This window comes from Sorangium sp. So ce128 (genome assembly GCF_051525245.1).
Taxonomy (GTDB): Bacteria; Myxococcota_A; Polyangia; order Polyangiales; family Polyangiaceae; genus Sorangium; species Sorangium cellulosum_B.
Map to the genome: position 1 here is coordinate 13,209,527 of NZ_CP150313.1, position 18,631 is coordinate 13,228,157.

Annotated in this window: 16 protein-coding genes; 9 read left to right on the forward strand and 7 right to left on the reverse strand. The window is 70.1% G+C overall.

All coding sequences use genetic code 11. The features are described 5' to 3' along the window. Positions 1–4: 4 nt before the first annotated feature. The 5 genes from WME82_RS50105 to WME82_RS50125 all read left to right on the forward strand — a co-directional run bounded on the left by WME82_RS50105 (position 5) and on the right by WME82_RS50125 (position 7,289). A complete protein-coding gene (locus WME82_RS50105; protein WP_438041103.1) occupies positions 5–1,777 on the forward strand; it encodes a sensor histidine kinase in 1,773 nt (590 codons plus the stop codon). 192 nt (positions 1,778–1,969) lie between these two features. Then, a complete protein-coding gene (locus WME82_RS50110) occupies positions 1,970–2,920 on the forward strand; it encodes a diacylglycerol/lipid kinase family protein (protein ID WP_438041104.1) in 951 nt (316 codons plus the stop codon). A 6-nt stretch (positions 2,921–2,926) separates the two neighbouring features. Continuing rightward, positions 2,927–3,736: a metallophosphoesterase family protein gene (locus tag WME82_RS50115; protein ID WP_438041105.1), complete on the forward strand. Its 810-nt coding sequence runs from the start codon at positions 2,927–2,929 to the stop codon at positions 3,734–3,736. A 162-nt stretch (positions 3,737–3,898) separates the two neighbouring features. Further along, positions 3,899–5,587 (forward strand): alpha/beta hydrolase, encoded by a 1,689-nt coding sequence (locus WME82_RS50120; RefSeq protein WP_438041106.1) that lies wholly within the window; start codon positions 3,899–3,901, stop codon positions 5,585–5,587. A gap of 373 nt (positions 5,588–5,960) precedes the next feature. Next, positions 5,961–7,289 carry a DNRLRE domain-containing protein gene (locus WME82_RS50125; RefSeq protein WP_438041107.1) on the forward strand — a complete coding sequence of 443 codons (1,329 nt, stop codon included), beginning with the start codon at positions 5,961–5,963 and terminating at the stop codon, positions 7,287–7,289. A gap of 429 nt (positions 7,290–7,718) precedes the next feature. Here WME82_RS50125 and xylB read toward each other — a convergent pair whose 3' ends face one another. From xylB to WME82_RS50160, 7 genes are all read right to left on the reverse strand, one after another. Then, positions 7,719–9,275 carry a xylulokinase gene (gene xylB, locus WME82_RS50130; RefSeq protein WP_437743468.1) on the reverse strand — a complete coding sequence of 519 codons (1,557 nt, stop codon included), beginning with the start codon at positions 9,273–9,275 and terminating at the stop codon, positions 7,719–7,721. Positions 9,276–9,377: 102 nt separating this feature from the next. Further along, entirely contained in the window at positions 9,378–10,388 is a 1,011-nt protein-coding gene (locus WME82_RS50135) for a zinc-dependent alcohol dehydrogenase family protein (RefSeq protein ID WP_437743469.1), read from the reverse strand. Positions 10,389–10,541: 153 nt separating this feature from the next. Beyond that, positions 10,542–11,540: a hypothetical protein gene (locus WME82_RS50140; RefSeq protein ID WP_438041108.1), complete on the reverse strand. Its 999-nt coding sequence runs from the start codon at positions 11,538–11,540 to the stop codon at positions 10,542–10,544. 113 nt (positions 11,541–11,653) lie between these two features. Beyond that, entirely contained in the window at positions 11,654–12,319 is a 666-nt protein-coding gene (locus WME82_RS50145; protein ID WP_438041109.1) for an LON peptidase substrate-binding domain-containing protein, read from the reverse strand. 127 nt (positions 12,320–12,446) lie between these two features. Beyond that, complete coding sequence (locus tag WME82_RS50150; protein ID WP_437548318.1) at positions 12,447–13,133, reverse strand: SDR family NAD(P)-dependent oxidoreductase; 687 nt, start codon at positions 13,131–13,133, stop codon at positions 12,447–12,449. After that, positions 13,130–13,705 (reverse strand): GTP cyclohydrolase I, encoded by a 576-nt coding sequence (folE, locus tag WME82_RS50155; protein WP_437743471.1) that lies wholly within the window; start codon positions 13,703–13,705, stop codon positions 13,130–13,132. The genes WME82_RS50150 and folE overlap by 4 nt, the downstream gene beginning before the upstream one ends. 11 nt (positions 13,706–13,716) lie before the next feature. Next, positions 13,717–14,166, reverse strand: coding sequence for a DUF2203 domain-containing protein (locus tag WME82_RS50160; protein WP_437858385.1), 450 nt, complete (start codon positions 14,164–14,166; stop codon positions 13,717–13,719). 346 nt (positions 14,167–14,512) lie between these two features. On the opposite strand from WME82_RS50160, the gene WME82_RS50165 reads away from it, so the two are divergent. The 4 genes from WME82_RS50165 to WME82_RS50180 all read left to right on the forward strand — a co-directional run bounded on the left by WME82_RS50165 (position 14,513) and on the right by WME82_RS50180 (position 18,597). Then, positions 14,513–15,358, forward strand: a complete 846-nt coding sequence (locus tag WME82_RS50165; RefSeq protein WP_438041110.1) for an ABC transporter permease — start codon at positions 14,513–14,515, stop codon at positions 15,356–15,358. A 66-nt stretch (positions 15,359–15,424) separates the two neighbouring features. Continuing rightward, complete coding sequence (locus WME82_RS50170) at positions 15,425–16,519, forward strand: polyamine ABC transporter substrate-binding protein (RefSeq protein WP_438041111.1); 1,095 nt, start codon at positions 15,425–15,427, stop codon at positions 16,517–16,519. A gap of 13 nt (positions 16,520–16,532) precedes the next feature. Beyond that, positions 16,533–17,411, forward strand: a complete 879-nt coding sequence (locus tag WME82_RS50175) for an ABC transporter permease (protein ID WP_438041112.1) — start codon at positions 16,533–16,535, stop codon at positions 17,409–17,411. Between the two features lie 100 nt (positions 17,412–17,511). Continuing rightward, positions 17,512–18,597, forward strand: coding sequence for an ABC transporter ATP-binding protein (locus WME82_RS50180; protein WP_437743476.1), 1,086 nt, complete (start codon positions 17,512–17,514; stop codon positions 18,595–18,597). Positions 18,598–18,631: the final 34 nt, after the last annotated feature.

An 18,631-nucleotide genomic window follows, 5' to 3' on the forward strand; every position in this document is an offset into this window, starting at 1 on the left:
GTCCATGCAGAACACGGATTCGCGTCAAGAAACGGCGGAGCTCTCCGAAGCGGCCTCGCCCGCGGCGGCAGAGCCCGCTGCGGCGCCCCTGCAGCGCGGCGAGGCGGGGGCTGCGCGGCTCGATCAGGAGCGCCTCGCGCTGCACGACTCCCCCGCGGACCGCGCGCTGGTCGACGCCTTCTTCCAGGCCACGACCGCGGGGCTGGCGGTGATCGACCGCGATCTCCGCGTGGTGCGGCTCAACCAGGCGCTGGCGGACATCAACGGGATCCCCCTCGAGGCGCACCTCGGCAGGACGATCCCCGAGCTGCTCCCGGAGATGAGCGACGTGATCGTCGCCAATCTCCGGCGCGTCCTTGAGACGGGCGAGGCGTTCACCGCCGAGGTGACGGGGACGACGCGGGCGTCGGAGCGACCGCGCTCCTGGCTGGTCAATTACGCTCCTGTACGGGCGAATGGCGGGCCCGTCATGGGTGTGGGGACGATCGTCCTCGACATCACCGAGCGCAAGCAGACGGAGGACAGGCTCCAGGAAGAAGGGGAGACGCTCGAGCTGCTCAATCGCGCCGGCAAGCAGCTCGCCGCCGAGCTGGATCTCGAGAAGCTCGTGCAGGCGGTGACCGACGCGGCCACCCGCCTGAGCGGCGCCCAGTTCGGCGCGTTCTTTTACAATGTCACGAACGCCGAGGGGAAGAGCTACATGCTCTACACCATCTCTGGCGTGCCGCGAGAGCACTTCTCCGGGTTCCCGATGCCGCGCAACACGGCCGTGTTCGCGCCGACCTTCAACGGAGAGGGCGTGGTGCGGCTCGACGATGTCACGAAGGACCCGCGCTACGGGAACAACGCCCCTTACCACGGGATGCCGAAGGGCCACTTGCCTGTCGTCAGCTACCTTGCCGTGCCGGTGGTCTCCCGTTCGGGGCATGTCATCGGCGGGCTGTTCTTCGGGCACTCCGAGCGGGGTGTCTTCACCGAGCGGGCGGAGAAGCTGGTGGTCGGCCTCGCGGCTCAGGCCGCCATCGCGATGGATAACGCGCACCTGTTCCGGAAGGCGCAGCAGCTCATCCAGGCGCTCGAGCGGAGCAACAACGAGCTCGACCGCTTCGCCTACGTGGCGAGCCACGACCTGAAGGCGCCGCTCCGCGCCATCGCGAACCTCTCGCAGTGGATCGAGGACGATCTCGTGGACAAGGCGACGCCGGAGACGCGCCAGTACATGGAGCTCCTCCGCTCGCGCGTGGTCCGGCTGGAGGCGCTCATCGACGGGATCCTGCGCTACTCGCGCGCTGGACGCCTCCGCGACAAGCCCGAGATCGTGGACGTCCAGAAGCTCCTCGAGGACGTCGTCGCCCTGCTCACCGTCCCTGCGGGCGCGTCGATCGAGGTCGCGACGGGCATGCCGACGCTCCTCGCCGAGCGGATCCCGCTGGAGCAGGTGTTCCTGAACCTGATCGGCAATGCGCTGAAGTATGCCGAACGCCCCGACGTGCGCGTCGATGTGCGGGGGCGGGCGCTGGGCGATCTCTGGGAGTTCTCGGTGAAGGACAACGGACCCGGGATCGACCCGCGATACCACGGGAAGGTATGGGAGATCTTCCAGACCCTGCACGCGCGCGACAACATCGAGGGGACGGGCATCGGGCTCGCGATCGTCCAGAAGATCGTGCTCAGCAAGGGGGGGCGTGTGTGGGTCGAGTCCGAGCAGGGCGCCGGCGCCACGTTCTTCTTCACCTGGCCTCGGATGGAGACGGACGGCGGGCTCGGCATGCGCTGAGGAGCGCCGGCTGTGGCGCGGCGCGCGCGGCGCGAGGCGAGCGTGGCAATCCGCCACGCTCCGCGCCGCCTGACGGAGCCGGAGCGTCGCGGCCGCTCGCCGCGGGGCGGTGGCGCGCGATCTGCTTTCTCGCTGTCGGGTGGGCATGGGCCCTTGCCCCATGCCGGGAGCGCGACGGTGAAACATCGATCCATGGCGGTCCTCCTGAACTGCTCCTCCCGGTCGAACCGCGCGGCGGCGCAGCGCGCGCGGCTCGGGGAGCTCCTGAAAGAGAGCGGCCTCACGGCGGAGGTGCTGTGCGCCGAGAAGGGGCAGCAGCTCGGGGAGCTCGCCCGCCGAGTGGCGCGGGGGCCTTGCGACCTCGTCGTGGCCGGCGGCGGCGACGGGACGGTGAACACCGTCGCTGCCGCGATCGCCGGCACGGACAAGACGATGGGTGTCCTTCCGCTCGGCACGGTGAACCATTTCGCCAAGCACCTCGGCGTTCCGCTCTCCCTCGAGGGCGCCGTGCGCACGCTCGTCGAGGGGCGGCGCGTCCGGGTCGATGTCGGCGAGGTCAACGGCCGGGTCTTCGTGAACAACTCGACGCTGGGCATCTACCCGGGCATCGTGCGCGCCCGCGAGGCGCTCCGGAAGCGGCGTGGGCTCAACAAGTGGATGGCCCTGGCGCTGTCGACCCTCTCCGGGATCCGGCGGCACGAGCGCGTCCGTCTCCGGCTCGTCCTGGATGGGCAGGAGGTCGAGCTGGAGACGCCGTTCGTGTTCGTCGCGAACAACGATTTCAAGCTTGGCGACGTGGACATCGGCCGCCAGCGCCCGCCGTGCTCGGGTGAGCTCGGTGTGTGCGTGGCGCACGCGGAGAGCCGCCTCTCCACGATCAAGCTCATCGCCAGCGCGGCCGTCGGGCGCATTCATCAATCGAACGATTTCAGTATCCTACGAACGACGGAGCTCCGGGTGGAGGCACCCCACCGCCGCCTCCATGTGGCCGCGGACGGCGAGGTCCTCAGGATGACGCCGCCGCTCTGCTATCGCGTGCGGCCTGCAGCGCTGCGCGTCATCGTGCCGCTGTCGTCCGAGCTCCGCGCGGGCTCGCGGCGGCAGGAGGACCCACCTCGCCCGGTCGCGGCGCTGGGGGGATGAGGCGCCGTGCGCACGCTCGTGCACCTGTCGGATCTGCACTTCGGCCGCGTCGACAAGGCCATCCTCCGCCCGCTGATCGACAGGATAGGGGGGCTCGAGCCGCACGTGGTCGTGATCTCCGGCGATCTGACCCAGCGGGCGCGCGACGCCGAGTTCGCCGAGGCGCGCGCCTTCCTCGACGCGCTGCCCTCGCCGCAGATCGTGGTGCCTGGCAACCACGATGTCCCGCTCTACAACCTGTTCGACCGGTTCTTCCGCCCGCTCGACAGGTACCGGAGCCACATCACGGACGACCTCTCGCCGTTCCACCTCGACGCGGAGATCGCCATCCTGGGCATCAACACCGCGCGCTCGCTGACCATCAAGGAGGGGCGCATCAACGCGCGGCAGGTCGAGGGGATCAAGGCGAGGATGTGCGAGCTCGGGCCCGAGATCACGAAGATCGTGGTCACGCACCACCCCTTCGATCTGCCGGAGAACTCGCCGCATGCGATCGTCGGGCGCGCGAGGCAGGCGATGGCGGCGCTCGCGGGCTGCGGCGTCGATGTCATCTTGTCGGGGCACCTGCACATGAGCCACACGGGGCACTCCGCGGAGCGCTTCGAGGTCGGCGGCCACTCCTCGCTGATCGTCCAGGCCGGGACCGCGACCTCCACGCGTGGCCGGGGCGAGCAGAACGCCTTCAATGTGATCCGCGTCGATGGGAAGAACATCCATATCGAGCGGTATTTCTGGCAGCCGGAAGGCGGCCTCTTCGGGGTCGCGAGCACCGAGCATTTCGAGGAGACGTCGCGCGGCTGGGTGCGGGCGGCGTAGGCAAAAGAGGGTCTTCTCCTTGCGCCTTTGCGACCTTGCGCCTTTGCGCGCGGCGGCCACGCCGCTCGCTTGAATCTCGCGCACTGCGCGCCGCGGTGGGCGTAGCATGGGGCCACGTTGGCCCCGCCCCGCACAAAGAGCTCGTCCCGTGAACGCTCTGGCGTGCCGCCCGTGGCGCTGCCGCGCCCAGGGAATGCCAGGATCGCGCTGATCGCCCTCGTCGTCGCGGGAGCCGTCGGCCTGACGTCCTGGTGGACCGCGCGGCTTGCGGGCGGCCCCGAGGGCTCGCCGCCGAGCCCGACCGCGCACAGCGGCGCCGTCGAACCCGGAGCGCGCCCTGGCGCGGCCGTCGAGGGCATCGCCGCGCGCTACCGCATCACGCCGGCGAGCCCTGCGTGGAAGAGGACTCACCTCGAGCGGGGGCCGTCCGCGCAGGACGGGAGCGTGGATATCGCGTTCCTTCACGAGCCTACGTCCGCCTCGCTCTCGGTGAAGGTGCTTCCCGCCGCCAACGAGGCGCTCACCGCGGATGACGTCGCGAACACCTTCGTGCAGAGGATGCGGGATGGGATGGCCGGTCTGGACGAGACCCGCCGCGAGCCGTTCCCTGGCCGCGCCGCGGGCGGGGTGGTCGTCCACGCGCGCGATCGGAAGGACGCGCGCCGCGTCGAGCTGATGACGGGCGTCTTCGTCCAGGACCAGATCGTCTATTACCTGGCCGGCATCGTCCCCGCGGAGGCGATGGCCAAGGTGCGCCCGGAGATCGAGGCCATGTTTCGCTCCTTCGAGCCGCCGCCGCCCGAGCCTCCCCAGCGCGCGCTCCCCGAGCGCCCCCTCGCGCTCCCGGCTCCGCCCCAGCCGCCCGCGCAGCGCGATGGCCACGATCTCCGCAAGATCGAGCCCGTGCGGCTCTTCATGGAAGCGCGGAGCGCTGCCGCGCACGGCGATTACCAGGCCGCGGCGCAGATCCAGCACTGGGCCGTGGCTGGCGGGGTGGACGGGAGATACGACCTGGCGTGTTATTACGCCCGCACCGGGCAGCTCGACGCCTCCTTCCACTGGCTGGAGCGCGCTGCGGTCGAGGAGGGCGTCGACCCGGACTGGGCAGCCCGGGACTCCGACCTGGAGGCGCTGCGCAGCGATGCGCGATGGGCGACGGTCCATCCCTACCTGGCGCGGGCCGGGCGCTACTGGGGGCAGTCCGGGATCAAGAAGACGCTCCTGGTGCTCCCGAAGGGTTATCGCACCGGCAAGCCGATCCCGGTCGTGATGGGCATGCACGGCCTGGGGTCGCAGCCGGAGGATTTCGTGGACGAGAGCGTCCAGCGCGCCGCCGACGCGCTCTCGGTCGCCTTCGTCTCGGTGAGCGGCACCCTGCCGCGCGGACCACGCAAGTTCGTATGGTCCGAGTCGCCCGCGCGCGACCGCGCGCGGCTCGACGAGGCGCTCGCCGAGGTGCGCGACCGGGTGACCGTTGCCCCCGGCCAGGTGATCCTGATCGGCTTCTCGCAGGGCGGCCAGATGGCCGCCGAGATAGCGGCCCGGGATCCGCGCCACTACGCCGGTGCCGTCGTCATGTCTCCCGGGTCCGTCACCGAGCTCTCGCTCGACGGCGTGCCGCGCTCGCCCGAACTCGCCCAGCGCCGCTGTGTCGTGGTGGTCGGCGCCGGCGAGTCGCCGGGCAACGTCCGGCTCGCCGAGCGCGACGCCACGCGGCTGCGCGCGCTCGGCGCCGAGGTCTTCCACAAGCCCTACGCGGAGCAGCAACAGCACTCCTTCTCGCCGGACTTTGACACCGCGCTCCCGATCTGGATTCGCTACATCCTCGGCACGGGCCCGAGGCCCCGGTAGCCCGCGACCCGCCAGGCGCGTCCCGCTCGTGGTCGCGCACGAGGACGACGCGCGCTGCGATCCGACAGGCACGTTATGCGTGGTACCGACTCAATCCGTGCGCTCGCGATGCGAAACGGGCGATCTCTGGAGAATGCGCGTCGTCTCGTTCTTCGCGAGATGGGTGGAAATGAGCTTTTCAAGCTGATCGGGACCGCCGTTTGGGCTGGGTGCGGGGTGCAGCGCGAGCGCGGGAGCGCTGCACGATCGATTGACAGCGCCTGGACCGCCAGCAAGATTCCTCTCGGACGGATGAACATCGGGAGCGGTCGAGAACGCGTGATGGCGTCGCGCGCGCCGGCCGAGCGTCTGGTGGTCTGGGGGAGGTCAAATCATGAGAACGCTCACGGTGGCCCGGCTGGTCATCTCCGCGCTCTTGCCGGCGGCCTGCGCGCAACCGACCGAGAACGGCTCGCGCGAGGAGAGCGGGGAGGAGCGGTCAGCGATCGTCGGCGCCGACGCCCGGGCGGACAACACGCACACGGCGGTGGTGTCCCTCGACGGAGGCTGCAGCGGCACCATCGTTCGCCGGAGCGCCGATGGCGACAAGGTCTACGTGCTCACCGCCGCGCACTGCTGCTTGCCGTCCCCTCCCAAGAAGGTTCTGGTCGGCCCCGACTTCTTGGAACCGTCGACGATTCTTGATGTCGATGTTGATTCGGCCAGGCTTCACCCATGTTACAACGTGTTCAACAACGACTATGATGTCTGTGTCGTGACTGCCAGAGGCGCGGGCGATCTCAATGTCACGCCGATCCCGGTTGTGTCGGCGCCGGACGATGTCACGGTCGGAAGCGCCGTGACCGTCGTGGGGTACGGCGGCACCCCGGCGCAGAACTCCATTCGCCGGAGGGTCGAAGCGCGCGTCAGCGAGGTCGAGCCGCTCACGATCGTGGTCGATCAAGCGAACGCACAAGGCGGCGTGTGCTACGGCGACAGCGGCGGTCCGGCGCTGATCCTGCAGAATGGCGTCGAGGTCGTCGCGGGCGTGAGCTCATTCGTCGCCAGATCCGATTTTTGCGACGCCTCGGGTGCGCTCGCGCGCGTGGCCTTTGCTGGCGTCCTCAACGAGTTCCTGGAGAAGGTGCTCGCTGGCGAGAAATCCACGCTCGAGAGCCGCCTGATCATGCGCGGCGGCGTTACCCCCGGCCAGGTCCGCGATACGTACATCGCGAGCGACCAGCCCGATCAGCGCTTCGGCGAGCGGGTCGATCTCCTCGTGGGCACGCCGCGTGGTACCGATGCGACTCGCCGCGCTCTGCTCCGCTTCGAGATCTCCTCGGTCTTTCCCCGGCGGGCGATGCTCCTCACGGCTCGCGTCGGGCTTCGGGTCGCGAGCACGAGCGGGCCGGGAGCGATCTCCGTGCACCGCGTGGTGAGGGACTGGGACGAGGGCGAGTCCTGGACTTCCTTCGCAAAGGGTGGGTTTGATCCCACCCCGATCGCGGTCACCGGCAACGCGAAGACCATTGTAAAGGATGGTAACGTCCTCTCGTTCGACGTGACTGGGCTCGTCCTGGATTGGCTTCGCGGCAAGACGGAGAATTACGGCATCCTGCTCCGCTCGGACGACCGCGAGCAGATCCAGCTCTTCGCCAGCGATCTCCCATCGGGTCGGAGACGGCCGTGGATGGACCTCTGCTACCTGCCTGAGCCGCCTTAACGCCGCGTCGTCCGCGCTCGTCCAAGGCCCCACCGCCCACGGCAGGCGCCCAGAGAGGGAGTTCTCCGCGCGGGGTGGGGGATGGGCCGATGTCTGACTGGTGGATCAGTCAAGTGAGCGGTAGGCGCCCGGAGAGGGAGTTCTCCGCGCGGGGTGGGGGATGGGCCGATGTCTGACTGGTGGATCAGTCAAGTGAGCGGTAGGCGCCCGGAGAGGGAGTTCTCCGCGCGGGGTGGGGGATGGGCCGATGTTTGAGCCTGAGCCATCTCTCCTCCGGCGAAGCCGGAGGAGAGATGGCTCAGGCGAGTTCGGCGGGGCCCCCACCCCGCGCGGAGAACTCCCTCTCCGGGCGCCGGGCGACCCGGCAAGACCTCACGCCCACCGGGACAACGCCCGCGTCACCGTAGCCGCCCGGATCCTGTCACCCCATCACGCCAGCCTTCCGAGCTCCCGGAACCGCCCGCGCAGGTCGTTGTAGAGCCCCCGGTACACCGCGTGGATCTCCCGGTACCGCGCCGAGCGCGCCGCGTCCGGCGTGACCCGGGACACGACATGGACGAACGCGTCCGCGGCCTCCTCGACCGACGAGAACAGCCCCGCGCCCGCCGCGCCGAGCAGCGCCGCGCCGTAGGCCGGGCCCTCGGTCGACGTCGTGATCGCCACCGGCGCCTCGAAGACATCGGCCATCAGCTGGCGCCAGAACGGGCTCCGCGCCCCGCCGCCGGTCAGGCGGATCTCGTCGATCGAGACCGCCGACGCGCCGTTCGTCTGGCCCACGCCGCGCATCAGATCCAGCGAGTCCGCGAGCCCGAACGTGATGCCCTCCAGCACCGCGCGCGAGAGATCGGCCTTCGTCGTGCGGGCGCTCAGCCCCACGAACGCGCCGCGCGCCGCCGCGTCGTTGTGCGGCGTGCGCTCGCCCATCAGGTACGGCAGGAAGACGACGCCGCCCGCGCCCGGGCGCGCCGTCGACGCCGTGTCCGAGATGATCTCGTACGGATCGACCTTGCGGAGCTCGGCCGCCATGCGCTCCCCGTCGCCGAGGACGTCGCGGTACCAGCGCAGCGCGCCGCCGGCGGCGAGCATCACCCCCATCAGGTAGAAGCGGCCCGGGACCGCGTGGCAGAAGCTGTGGAGCCGCATCTCGGGCTCCACGATCCACGAGTCGGTGTGCGCCAGGATCACGCCGCTCGTGCCGACCGACGCCATCGCCCGGCCGGGGCGCACGATGCCGAGCCCCACCGCGCCCGCCGCGTTGTCCGCGGCGCCCCGCACGACGGGGATGCCCGCCGGCAGCCCCGTCGCGGCCGCGACCTCGGCCGTCAGCTGGCCGAGCGGCGCGTTCGAGGGCGCCGACCGCGGGAACACCGCGCGCGGGACGCCGACCGCCGAGAGGAGCTCGGCGCTGAAGGAGCGATCCCCGGGCGAGAACGCCAGCGTGCCGCTCGCGTCGCTGTCGTCCGTCCCGAGCTCGCCCGTCAGCTTCAAGCCCACGAAATCCTTCGGCATGAGCACCGCGCGGACGCGGGCGAACGCCTCGGGCTCGTTCGCCCGCAGCCAGAGCAGCTTCGGCAGCGTGAACCCCTCGAGCGCGCGGTTGCCGACCAGGCGCGCGAGCCCCGCGTCGCCGACCTTCGGGTTCGCGCGGATGGCCTCACACTCGGCCGTGGTGCGCGTGTCGCACCACAGGATCGCAGGCCGGATGACCGCCTGCGCCTCGTCCAGCAAGACCGCCGAGTGCATCTGCCCCGTCAGCCCGATCGCACGCACGTCGTCGCGGCGCGGGCCGAGGGAGCGGGCGAGCTCGCCGAGGGCGCTCAGCGCCGCCGCGGCGAAGTCCTCGGGATCCTGCTCGGCCCACCCGGCGTGCGGCGTGGAGAGCGGGTATTCGCGGTGCGCCGACGCGACCGCCGCGCCGCGCTCCGTTTCGACTGCGATGGCCTTGAGGCCGCTGGTCCCGACGTCGATTCCGATCACGATGGCCATGGAAAGCGTCCTTTTTGCAGTTTCGTCTACTTCGGTGATCTTCGTAACGACTCTTAACTAATCGAGAAAATCGTAAGCTTTGTAAGCGCGAAGGCCGCGCGGCTAGAACACGACCTGGAGCTTCATGGGCGCGGTGCCCTTCTTCATCATCTCGAGGCCGCGCGGGAGCTCCTCGACCGGCATCGCCTCCGAGAGGAGCTTCCTCACGTCGATCGCGCCGCGCTCCATCAGCTTGAATGCCCGGTCGTACGTCCGCCTGATCGCGAAGCTGCCGATGATCTCGAGATCGCGCCGGTAGATCTCGAACGGCGAGATCTCGACCTTGTCCTGCGGTCCACACACGCCGAACACGAGGTACCGGCCGCCGTTCTTGACGTACTGGACCGAGTCGCCGAGCACCCGGGCGATGCCCGTCGCGTCGATCACGACGTCGAAGCCGTAGGGCGCGATCTTCTTGAGCTTCGCCTGGAGCGCGTTGTCGGCGAGCACCACCTCGGTGGCGCCGTGCTGGCGGGCGAGGTCGAGCTTCGACTCGACGACGTCGACCACGGTGACCGCGGCGGCGCCGTTCGCGAGGCTCGCCTGGAGGTGGAGCTGGCCGATCGGGCCGGCGCCGAGGACAAGGACCTCCGAGCCGATCTCGATGCGCGCGCGATCCTGCCCGAAGACGACGCACGCGAGCGGCTCGCAGAAGGCGGCCTCGCTGAACGAGACGCGCTCGAAGCGATAACAGTTCTTCGCGGGGACCCGGACGAGCTCGGCGAAGCCGCCGTCGCGCGTCACGCCCACCGCGTTCCACTTCAGGCAGTGGTTCTGCCGGTTGATCATGCAGAAGTGGCACTCTTCGCAGGTCACCGTCGGGTCGACCATCACCCGATCGCCGGGCCGGAGGCCCTCGACCTCGTCGCCCACCGCCGCCACCTCGCCGGCGAGCTCATGCCCGGGGATCAGCGGGAAGGTCGGGAAGAAATCGCCCTCCCAGATGTGCACGTCGGTCCCGCAGATGCCGCACGCCTTCGCGCGGACGAGGACGTCGCGCGGGCCGATCTGCGGCGGGGCGACGTCATGGCGAACGGCGATCTTCTTCACGGCTTCGAGCACGGCAGCCTTCATGCGAGACCCTCCTTGGGAAGGTCGCATAGGCGGGCCAGCGCCGCGCGTCGAGGGTCGAGGGCCGCCGGCCGCGCCCGCACCGCCTCGCGCAGCGCCGGGGACCGCCCAACGCGGCGTCGCACGACGTCGCGCAGGGCGGCCTGACGCGGGATGTCAGGACTTCGTGGCCGGCTTGGACGGGGAGATCGTGCGCCAGAGGAACGCGTAGACGTCCATCAGATCGCGCGGGGCGAGGCCGCGCTCGCGCAGGCGCCGCTCGAGCTCGCGCGCCAGCGATTGCATCCGGGCATACCCCTCGGCGCTCGGCGCGCGATCGTAGGCGAGATTGAAGCCGAGCACGGCGGCCTGCTTCTCGAAGAAGGAGGGCTTCACGAAGACGTGCTCGCCCGGGTAGATGAGCGCGCCGAGGATCGTGACGAGCGGCCACGTGACGACCTTGGCCGCGGCGAGCACGCCGGCCAGCCGGTCGAAGCGCGCGGCGTAGTCGCCCGCGCCATAGAGGAGATCCACGACCGCCTCGGCGTAGGCGCGGTGGTGCTCGGCCGGCATCTTGTTGAAGGGGATGAGATCGCCGAGGGGGTGCAGGAGGCCGGTCGCGGCCTTGTGGACCTTGGTGATCCGCTCCATGAAATCGTTCAGGTTGCCCGCCGCGAGCAGCGCCTCGAGCTCGCCCTTGGCGAGGAGCGCGCGCGCGGTCTCGATGGCACCTTGCTTGAAGGCCTTGCTCTTCTTCTTCGCCCCGCTCGCCGGGCCCTCGGCCCCCTCGCCCCCGGCGGCGCCTCGTTCCTCGGCGATGAACTGCGGACCCCCGAACCCACCCTCGAACTGCGATTCGAAGCTCGCGACCTGCTCGTCGAAGCTCGTGACCGGCGGCGCGACGACGCGGGCGCGCTGCTTCTTGGCGGCGGCCGACGGCCGGTCACGGAGACCGCGGATCCTGGCCTCGAGCGCGCTCGCCTCGTCGTCGCCGAGCTGCACCGGCTCGAGCTTCGACCAGAAAGCCTTGGCGATGGAGTGATTGAGGCCATCCTCGAAATCGTAGAAGCGCTTTTCGTCGCGCTCCTCGACGAGGTATCCGAGTCCCCATTGGGGACACCCCGGGTGCTTGACGATGATCGGGGCTGAGGGTTCCGTTGAACGAGAGGTCGCCATAGGCGGCGCAGCCTACTCGATCTTGGGACGACCGCACCCGCCCCGGAGCCCCTTCTGGACCCGTGTTCAGGTGCGCCGCGCCGGCCCATGCGGGCAGGCCGGCGCTTCGGGTCTCAGTTGACGTCGCGCGTCGCCGAGGCGAGCGCGAGCTGCTGGAGCGCGAGCGCCTCGGTCACGCGGCGCACCCGCGCGACGACGTCGAGGGTCTCCAGCACCGTCTGCCGCTCCCGCGCGTCGAGGATGAGGTGGTGGGCGCAGAGATCCGCGACGAGCGACGTGGCCGCGTCGCGCGGCAGCCGGAACTCGAAATTGCTGTCCCGATCCCGGACGAGCGCCGCGAACGAGGCCGCGGTGGAGATGAGCGCGGCGTGATCCTGGGCCGAGACCTCCCCGGGCTCGTCCTCGAGGACCGTCGCCGCGGCCGTGCGGTACGGCGGCACGAACGGGCACTCCGCCAGGCGGACCCGGGCGCGGCCCCGCAGCAGGATGTTGTAGCGGCCCCCGGGCAGCTCGGCGTGATCGATGATCTCGCCGGCGCCGGCCACCTGCGCGATGGCCGGGTGGCCGTGCGCGTCGATCGCGCGGGGGTCCGTGATGAGGACGACGGAGAGGATGCGGTGCGTCCCGAGGGCGTCGCGCACGAGCGCCCGGTAGCGCGGCTCGAAGATGTGGAGCGGCAGCAGGGCGCCGGGGAAGAGCACCGTCTGCGGCAGCGGGAACAGCGGCAGCTCGGGCAATGCCCCACTGAGGTCGCCCGGGCGCGGAGGCGTCGTATCCACGGGCCGCAGGGTAGCACGCGGGGGGTGGGGTGTGGCGGCGCCACGTACATGCACATCGGGCTCGGCGGTCCGCCGTCGCCGGCCCGCGTTCTGGCGCGCGTTCCGCGGAGGCGAGCGCGGCGCGCCGTCAGCCGAACATCTCGATGGCCGAGCCGGTGACGGCGTCGGGGGCGTCGAGCGCGGCGTACACGAGGAGCCGCGCCACCTCGTCGGCGCTCATCTGCGGGGGGAACCCGCTCCCGACGAGCATGTCGGTGTCGACCGAGCCGGGGAGCACGGCGATGGACTGGAGCCCTGTCCCGCGCAGCTCCTCGGCCAGGCTCTTCGAGAGGCCGATGAGGCCCCACTTGGACGCGGCGTACGAGGCGTTGCCGGGGCACGCGAGGGTCGAGGAGATGCTGCCGACGTGGACGAGGCGGCCGCGCCCCTGCTTCAGCATGGCCGGGAGGAACGCGCGCGAGATGAGGAAGGGGCCGCGGAGGTTGACCGCGATCACCTCGTCCCAGGCGGCGGGCGCGGTCTCGTGGACCTTCGCGCCGCGGCTCACGATGCCGGCGTTGTTCACGACGACGCGGGGCGCGCCGAGCCACGCCACCACCTCGGCGGAGGCGCGCGCCACCTGCTCCTCGGAGGCGACGTCGCAGGGGACCGGGAGCGCGGCGACGTCGAGGCGGCGGACCTCGTCGGTGACCTCGTCGAGGCGCGGGCTCGGCGGGCCGAGCAGCGCGATGGAGAGGCCGCGGCGCGCGAGCGCGAGCGCCGTCGCCCGGCCGATGCCGCGGCTCGGCCCGGTGACGACCGCGACGTCGGTCACGCCCTCCCCCCGGAGAGCGCGGCGAGGGCGAGATCGCGCTCGGGGCCTGGCTCGGCGAGCTCGCCGGCGACGGCGAGGGTCTCGATGAGGGCGCCCGCCTTGCGCTCGCCGCGGGCGATGAGGCACGTGTGCGTCAGCGTGAGCTTGCACAGCGCGCCGCGCGCGCCGAGCTCGCGGACCAGGAGCTCGACGAGCTGCCCGCCGATGCGCTCCTGCAGGGTCAGCCGCCGCGCGAGCGCGTCGAGGACGTGCGCGAGCGTGCCGATGCCGGCGACCCGCGCGCCCGGCAGGTAGACGATGGTGCCGGTGCCGTGCCCCGGCAGCAGGTGGTGCGGGCACATCGTGGTCACGGCGAGGTCGCGAGCGACGACGAGGCCGCGCTCGAAGGGGCCTGTCTCCATGGCGCCCTCGCGGAGCACCGCGGCCGCGTCGATGGCCTCGCCTTCGATGAGGTCGTCGGCCCACGCGTCGGCGACCCGCTCGCCCGTGCCCGCGAGGTCCCCCTCGACGTCGCGCCCGAGGGCGCGGAGGAACTCCTCGATCGCCCACGCCGCTCTCTTCCGATCGATCACCAGGGGCCTCGTCAGTTGAGCAGCTGCCGGCGCCTCTCGGCGGTGATCGGCTTGCGCCCGGCGTAGCCGGCCTCGAGCCCGTGGTAGTGCTCCACGGCCGGCTCGCCGTAGCGCCAGCAGAGCCAGACGAGGGCGCCGTCGAGGCGCCCGTAGAAGTCGCAGAGGCCGATCCGCTGGTCCTTCACGACGACCCCGAGCTCCTCGATCTCCTGCCACCCGGACTCGTACGCGGCGATCTTCTCCGAGAGCTCGCGCTCGCGGGCCCGCGCCTGCTCGCTGCCGTTGCGCGCCATCTCGATGAGCTGATCCGGCGTCGCGGCCGGGCTCTGCACGGCCTGCACGAGCTCCTGCCAGCAGCGCTCGACGTCGCTCGCCAGGGCGAGCTGCCGGCCGATCATCGACGAGAGCCGCGGGACGAGCGCGTTCGCTTCTTCGATCGTCCAGATGCGGGAAGTGCTCACGGGACCTCACCTGAAGGGCGGCGCGACGACCCGGTCATGCAGGGCCGGTAAGCGGAGGAGAGTGCGGTGTCAAGGGCTTCTACGGAAGGAGCCGCCGCGCCCGCCGCATGCAGCGCGCGCTCCGCATGCAGCGCGCGAGCAGCGCGCGCGGCGAGGGCGCGCTCGGTGGGGCGCGGGGTCTGCGTGCGGGCGTGCGGCCGGCGCCGGCGCGCCCTCGCGAACGACAGCCAGCGTGGCCGCGATCACCTGCGTCGCGCCCTTCCTCTCCACTCGGCAATGTGTTGCGCGCGGCGTTCTGCAAGCGATAAGCTCGCGCGGCGATCCTGTCGGATCGCGAGGCCGCCGCATGCGACTCCGGACGATGTCGGGCATCAAGCTGTCGAATTGGCTCCTTGGCGGCTGGAGCGGGCTCGTCCTCCTCTACCTGTATCTGCCGATCCTGCTCCTCATCGCCTACTCGTTCAACGACTCGCGGATGAGCGTGGTGTGGGAGGGGTTCACCTTCAAATGGTATCGGCAGCTCTTCGATGAGCTCGTCGCCCACCTGGGCGACGAGCGGCGGTCGCCGCTCATCGAGTCGCTGAGCAACAGCGTGATCATCGCCGCGATCACGACGGCGTTCTCGGTCGCCCTCGGCACGGCGGGCGCCTTCCTGCTCTACAGGTACAGGTTCCCCGCGCTCCGGTCGATCACGACGCTGATCTTCATTCCCATGATCATCCCGGAGATCATCATGGGGATCAGCCTGCTCATCTTCTTCAAGACGGTGGAGCTCGATCTCGGCTTCACGACGGTCATCATCTCGCACGTCACCTTCTGTTTCCCGTTCGTGCTGATCGCCGTCCAGGCGCGGCTCGCGGGGCTCGATCCGTCGCTCGAGGAGGCCGCCCTGGACCTCGGGGCGACGCCGCTCAAGGCGTTCTTCCTGATCATGGTGCCTTACCTTCTGCCCGCGATCATCTCCGGTGCGCTGATGTCGTTCACGCTGTCGATGGACGAGCTCATCGTCACCTACTTCACCCGTGGGCCCAAGTCCGAGACCTTGCCGATCAAGGTGTTCGGCATGGCGAAGGTCGGTCTGAACCCGATGCTGAACACGATCTCGACGGTGTTCATCGCAGCGACCGCGATGCTCGTCGTGATCGCCGAGTCGCTGAAGGGCACCGCGAGGCGGCTCCCCGACGAGGGCTGAAGGGGAGCGGCGCGCGGCGCGAACGCGGGGGCCTGCGCCGGCGCAGGCGAGACAAGGAAAAGGCCAATGAAACGCATCTCAGCGCTCTTGATACTGATGTTCGTCCCGCTCCTCTGCCTCCTCGGCTGCGGGAAGAAGGAGAGCCCGGCGCCGCAGCAGGCGGCCGCCGCGGGCAGCGCCCCGGCGCCCGAGCCGAAGCCCGGCGACGAGCTCAACCTCTTCGGGTGGTCCGAGTACGTCCCGCAGGAGGTCCTGGACGGCTTCACGAAGGAGACGGGGATCAAGGTCAACTACGAGACCTTCGCCTCGAACGAGGAGATGCTGTCGAAGCTCCTCGCGGGGAGCACCCGGTACGACCTCATCCAGCCGTCGGAGTACGCGGTCGAGGCGCTCATCCGGCAGAAGAAGCTGCAGCTGCTCGATCAGTCGCGCATCCCGAACCTGAAGAACATCGCGCCCGCGTTCAGGAACCAGCCGCACGACCCGGAGCTCAAGTACTCGGTCCCGTGGATGGGCACGGTCGTGGGCATCGTCGTCAACACCCAGAAGGTGAAGGAGCCCGTGAAGGGCTTCAAGGACGTGTTCCAGCCGAAGTACAAGGGGCGCATCGTGGCCCTGAACGACAACCGCGAGATGGTCTCCTGGGTCATGGTGACGATGGGGATGAACCCCAACGACGTCACGCCCGAGAGCCTCGCGAAGGTCAAGCCGACCCTGGCGGAGTGGATCAAGCTCGTGAAGGTGTTCGACTCCGACAGCCCGAAGACGGCGCTGCTCAACGGCGACGTCGACATCGGCGTCGTCTGGAGCGGGGAGGCGGCCCTGCTCTACCAGGAGGACAAGGACAAGTTCCAGTTCGTCCTGCCGCTGGAGGGGACACACAAGGCGATCGACAGCCTGGTGATCCCCGACAGCGCGCAGAACAAGATCGGCGCGGAGATGTTCATGAACTACATCCTCCGTCCGGAGGTCAGCAAGATCATCTCGGACAAGTTCCCTTACACGAACCCCAACGCGGAGGCGCGCAAGCTGCTCACGCCGGAGCAGCTCGCGAACCCGGCGAGCTATCCGCCGCTCGCGGGGATGGAGACGTTCCACGACATCGGCAAGGTGGCCGCGGACGTGGACAAGCTGGTGACCGACCTCAAGGCGTCGCAGTGAGCGGCGGGGCGTCATGAACACGGCCACCGGGCAGGTCGTCGAGCTCCAGGGCGCCCGGCGGAGGCCGGGCGTCCGCGGGTGGCTGCTGCTCGCCCCGCTCCTGCTCTGGCTCTTCGCCTTCGTCGTGGCGCCCACCGCGATCATGCTCGTCTACAGCTTCTGCGAGCGGGACGAGCTCGGGCAGGTGGTCTTCGAGCTCTCGCTGTCGAGCTACGCCCGGGTCTTCGACCCGACCTACCTCAAGATCCTGCTGAGCTCGATCAAGTACGCCGCCATCACCACGGCGATCTGCCTCGTCGCGGGCTATCCGGTGGCGTACTTCATCGGGCGGGCCAGGGAGGGCGTCCGGAACCGGCTGCTCATGCTGGTGATGGTGCCGTTCTGGACGAGCTTCCTCATCCGGACCTATGCGTGGATGTCGATCCTCAAGTCGGAGGGGCTCCTCAACGGGCTCCTCCTCTACCTGCGGATCATCTCGACCCCCCTCGACATCATGTACACGCCGACGGCGGTGGTCATCGGCCTCGTCTACTCGTATTTGCCGTTCATGATCCTGCCCATCTACGGGAGCGTCGAGAAGCTCGACAACGCCCTGATCGAGGCGGCGTTCGATCTCGGCGCGGGGCCCGTGTCCGCGTTCTCGCACGTCATCGTCCCGCTCACCCGGCCGGGCATCCTCGCGGGCGTCCTGCTCGTGTTCATCCCGGCGCTCGGGATGTTCGCGATCACGGATCTCATGGGGGGATCGCGCGTGCCGATGATCGGCAACGTCATCCAGAACCAGTTCGGTCAGGCGCGCGACTGGCCCTTCGGCGCCGCGCTCGGCATGGCGCTCCTGCTCCTGTTCTCGCTCTTCTTCCTGCTCGGCCTGCGCAAGGAGCAGGAGGCCTGATGCGGCGCCGTCGCGCGGGGTGGCGCAGCGCCGCTCGTCTCCGCCTCTTCCGCCTCTTCCGCCTCCCCCGCGCGCTTCGCCGGCCCTCCGAGGTGAATCGATGGATGTGATGGTCGAGCTCCGCGCGGTCACCAAGCGATTCGGCGCCTTCCACGCCGTGAGCGAGGTCGACCTCCAGATCAGGGCGGGCGAGTTCATCACCCTCCTCGGCCCCTCGGGGTGCGGCAAGACGACGCTGCTCCGGATGATCTCGGGCTTCGAGACGCCGTCGAGCGGCGCCGTCTTGCTGGAGGGCAAGGACGTCACCCACGAGCCGCCGTACCGCCGGGACGTGAACCAGGTGTTCCAGAGCTACGCGCTGTTCCCTCACATGACCGTGCAGGAGAACATCGGCTTCGGACTGCGGATGAAGAAGGTGCCCCGGGCGGAGATCGACGAGCGGGTCCGGGCCGCGGTCGCGATGGTGTCGCTCGGGGGCATGGAGCAGCGCAAGCCGTCGCAGCTGTCCGGCGGGCAGCGGCAGCGGGTCGCGCTCGCGCGGGCCATCGTGTGCCGCCCCAAGGTCCTGCTGCTCGACGAGCCCCTCTCGGCGCTGGACGCGAAGCTCCGGCACGCCATGCAGGTGGAGCTCAAGGAGCTGCAAAAGAAGCTGGGGATCACCTTCGTGTTCGTGACCCACGACCAGGAAGAGGCGCTCACCATGAGCGACCGCATCGCCGTGATCAACAAGGGCCGGATCGAGCAACTCGGCGACGCATCGCAGATCTACCACCGCCCCAAGACGACGTTCGTCGCGAGCTTCATCGGCCAGGCCAACATCCTCCGCGCGACCGTCCTCTCGCGGAGCGGCGAGCGGGCGCGGGTCCAGCTCGACGGGGGGCTCGAGCTCCTCGTCAACGCCGAGCACCTGGCGGGCGGGGCCGGGAGCACCCTTGTCTCCATCCGGCCGGAGAAGATCGCGCTCCGCAGGGAGCCGCAGGGCGCGCCGGAGAACCGCTTCGAGGCGCGCGTCGAGGACGAGCTGTTCAAGGGCGCCACCGACCAGCTGCGCCTCCGGACCGACGCCGGCCTCGTGCTCACGGCGGTGGTCGCCAACGAGAGCTCCGGCCAGGCGGCGCTGCACGTCGGAGACCGGGTGTTCTGCCACCTCCACCCCGACGACATCGTGATCGTCCACGAGGGGTGATCCTCGCCGGTCGGCCGTCGCGCCCGTGTGGCGC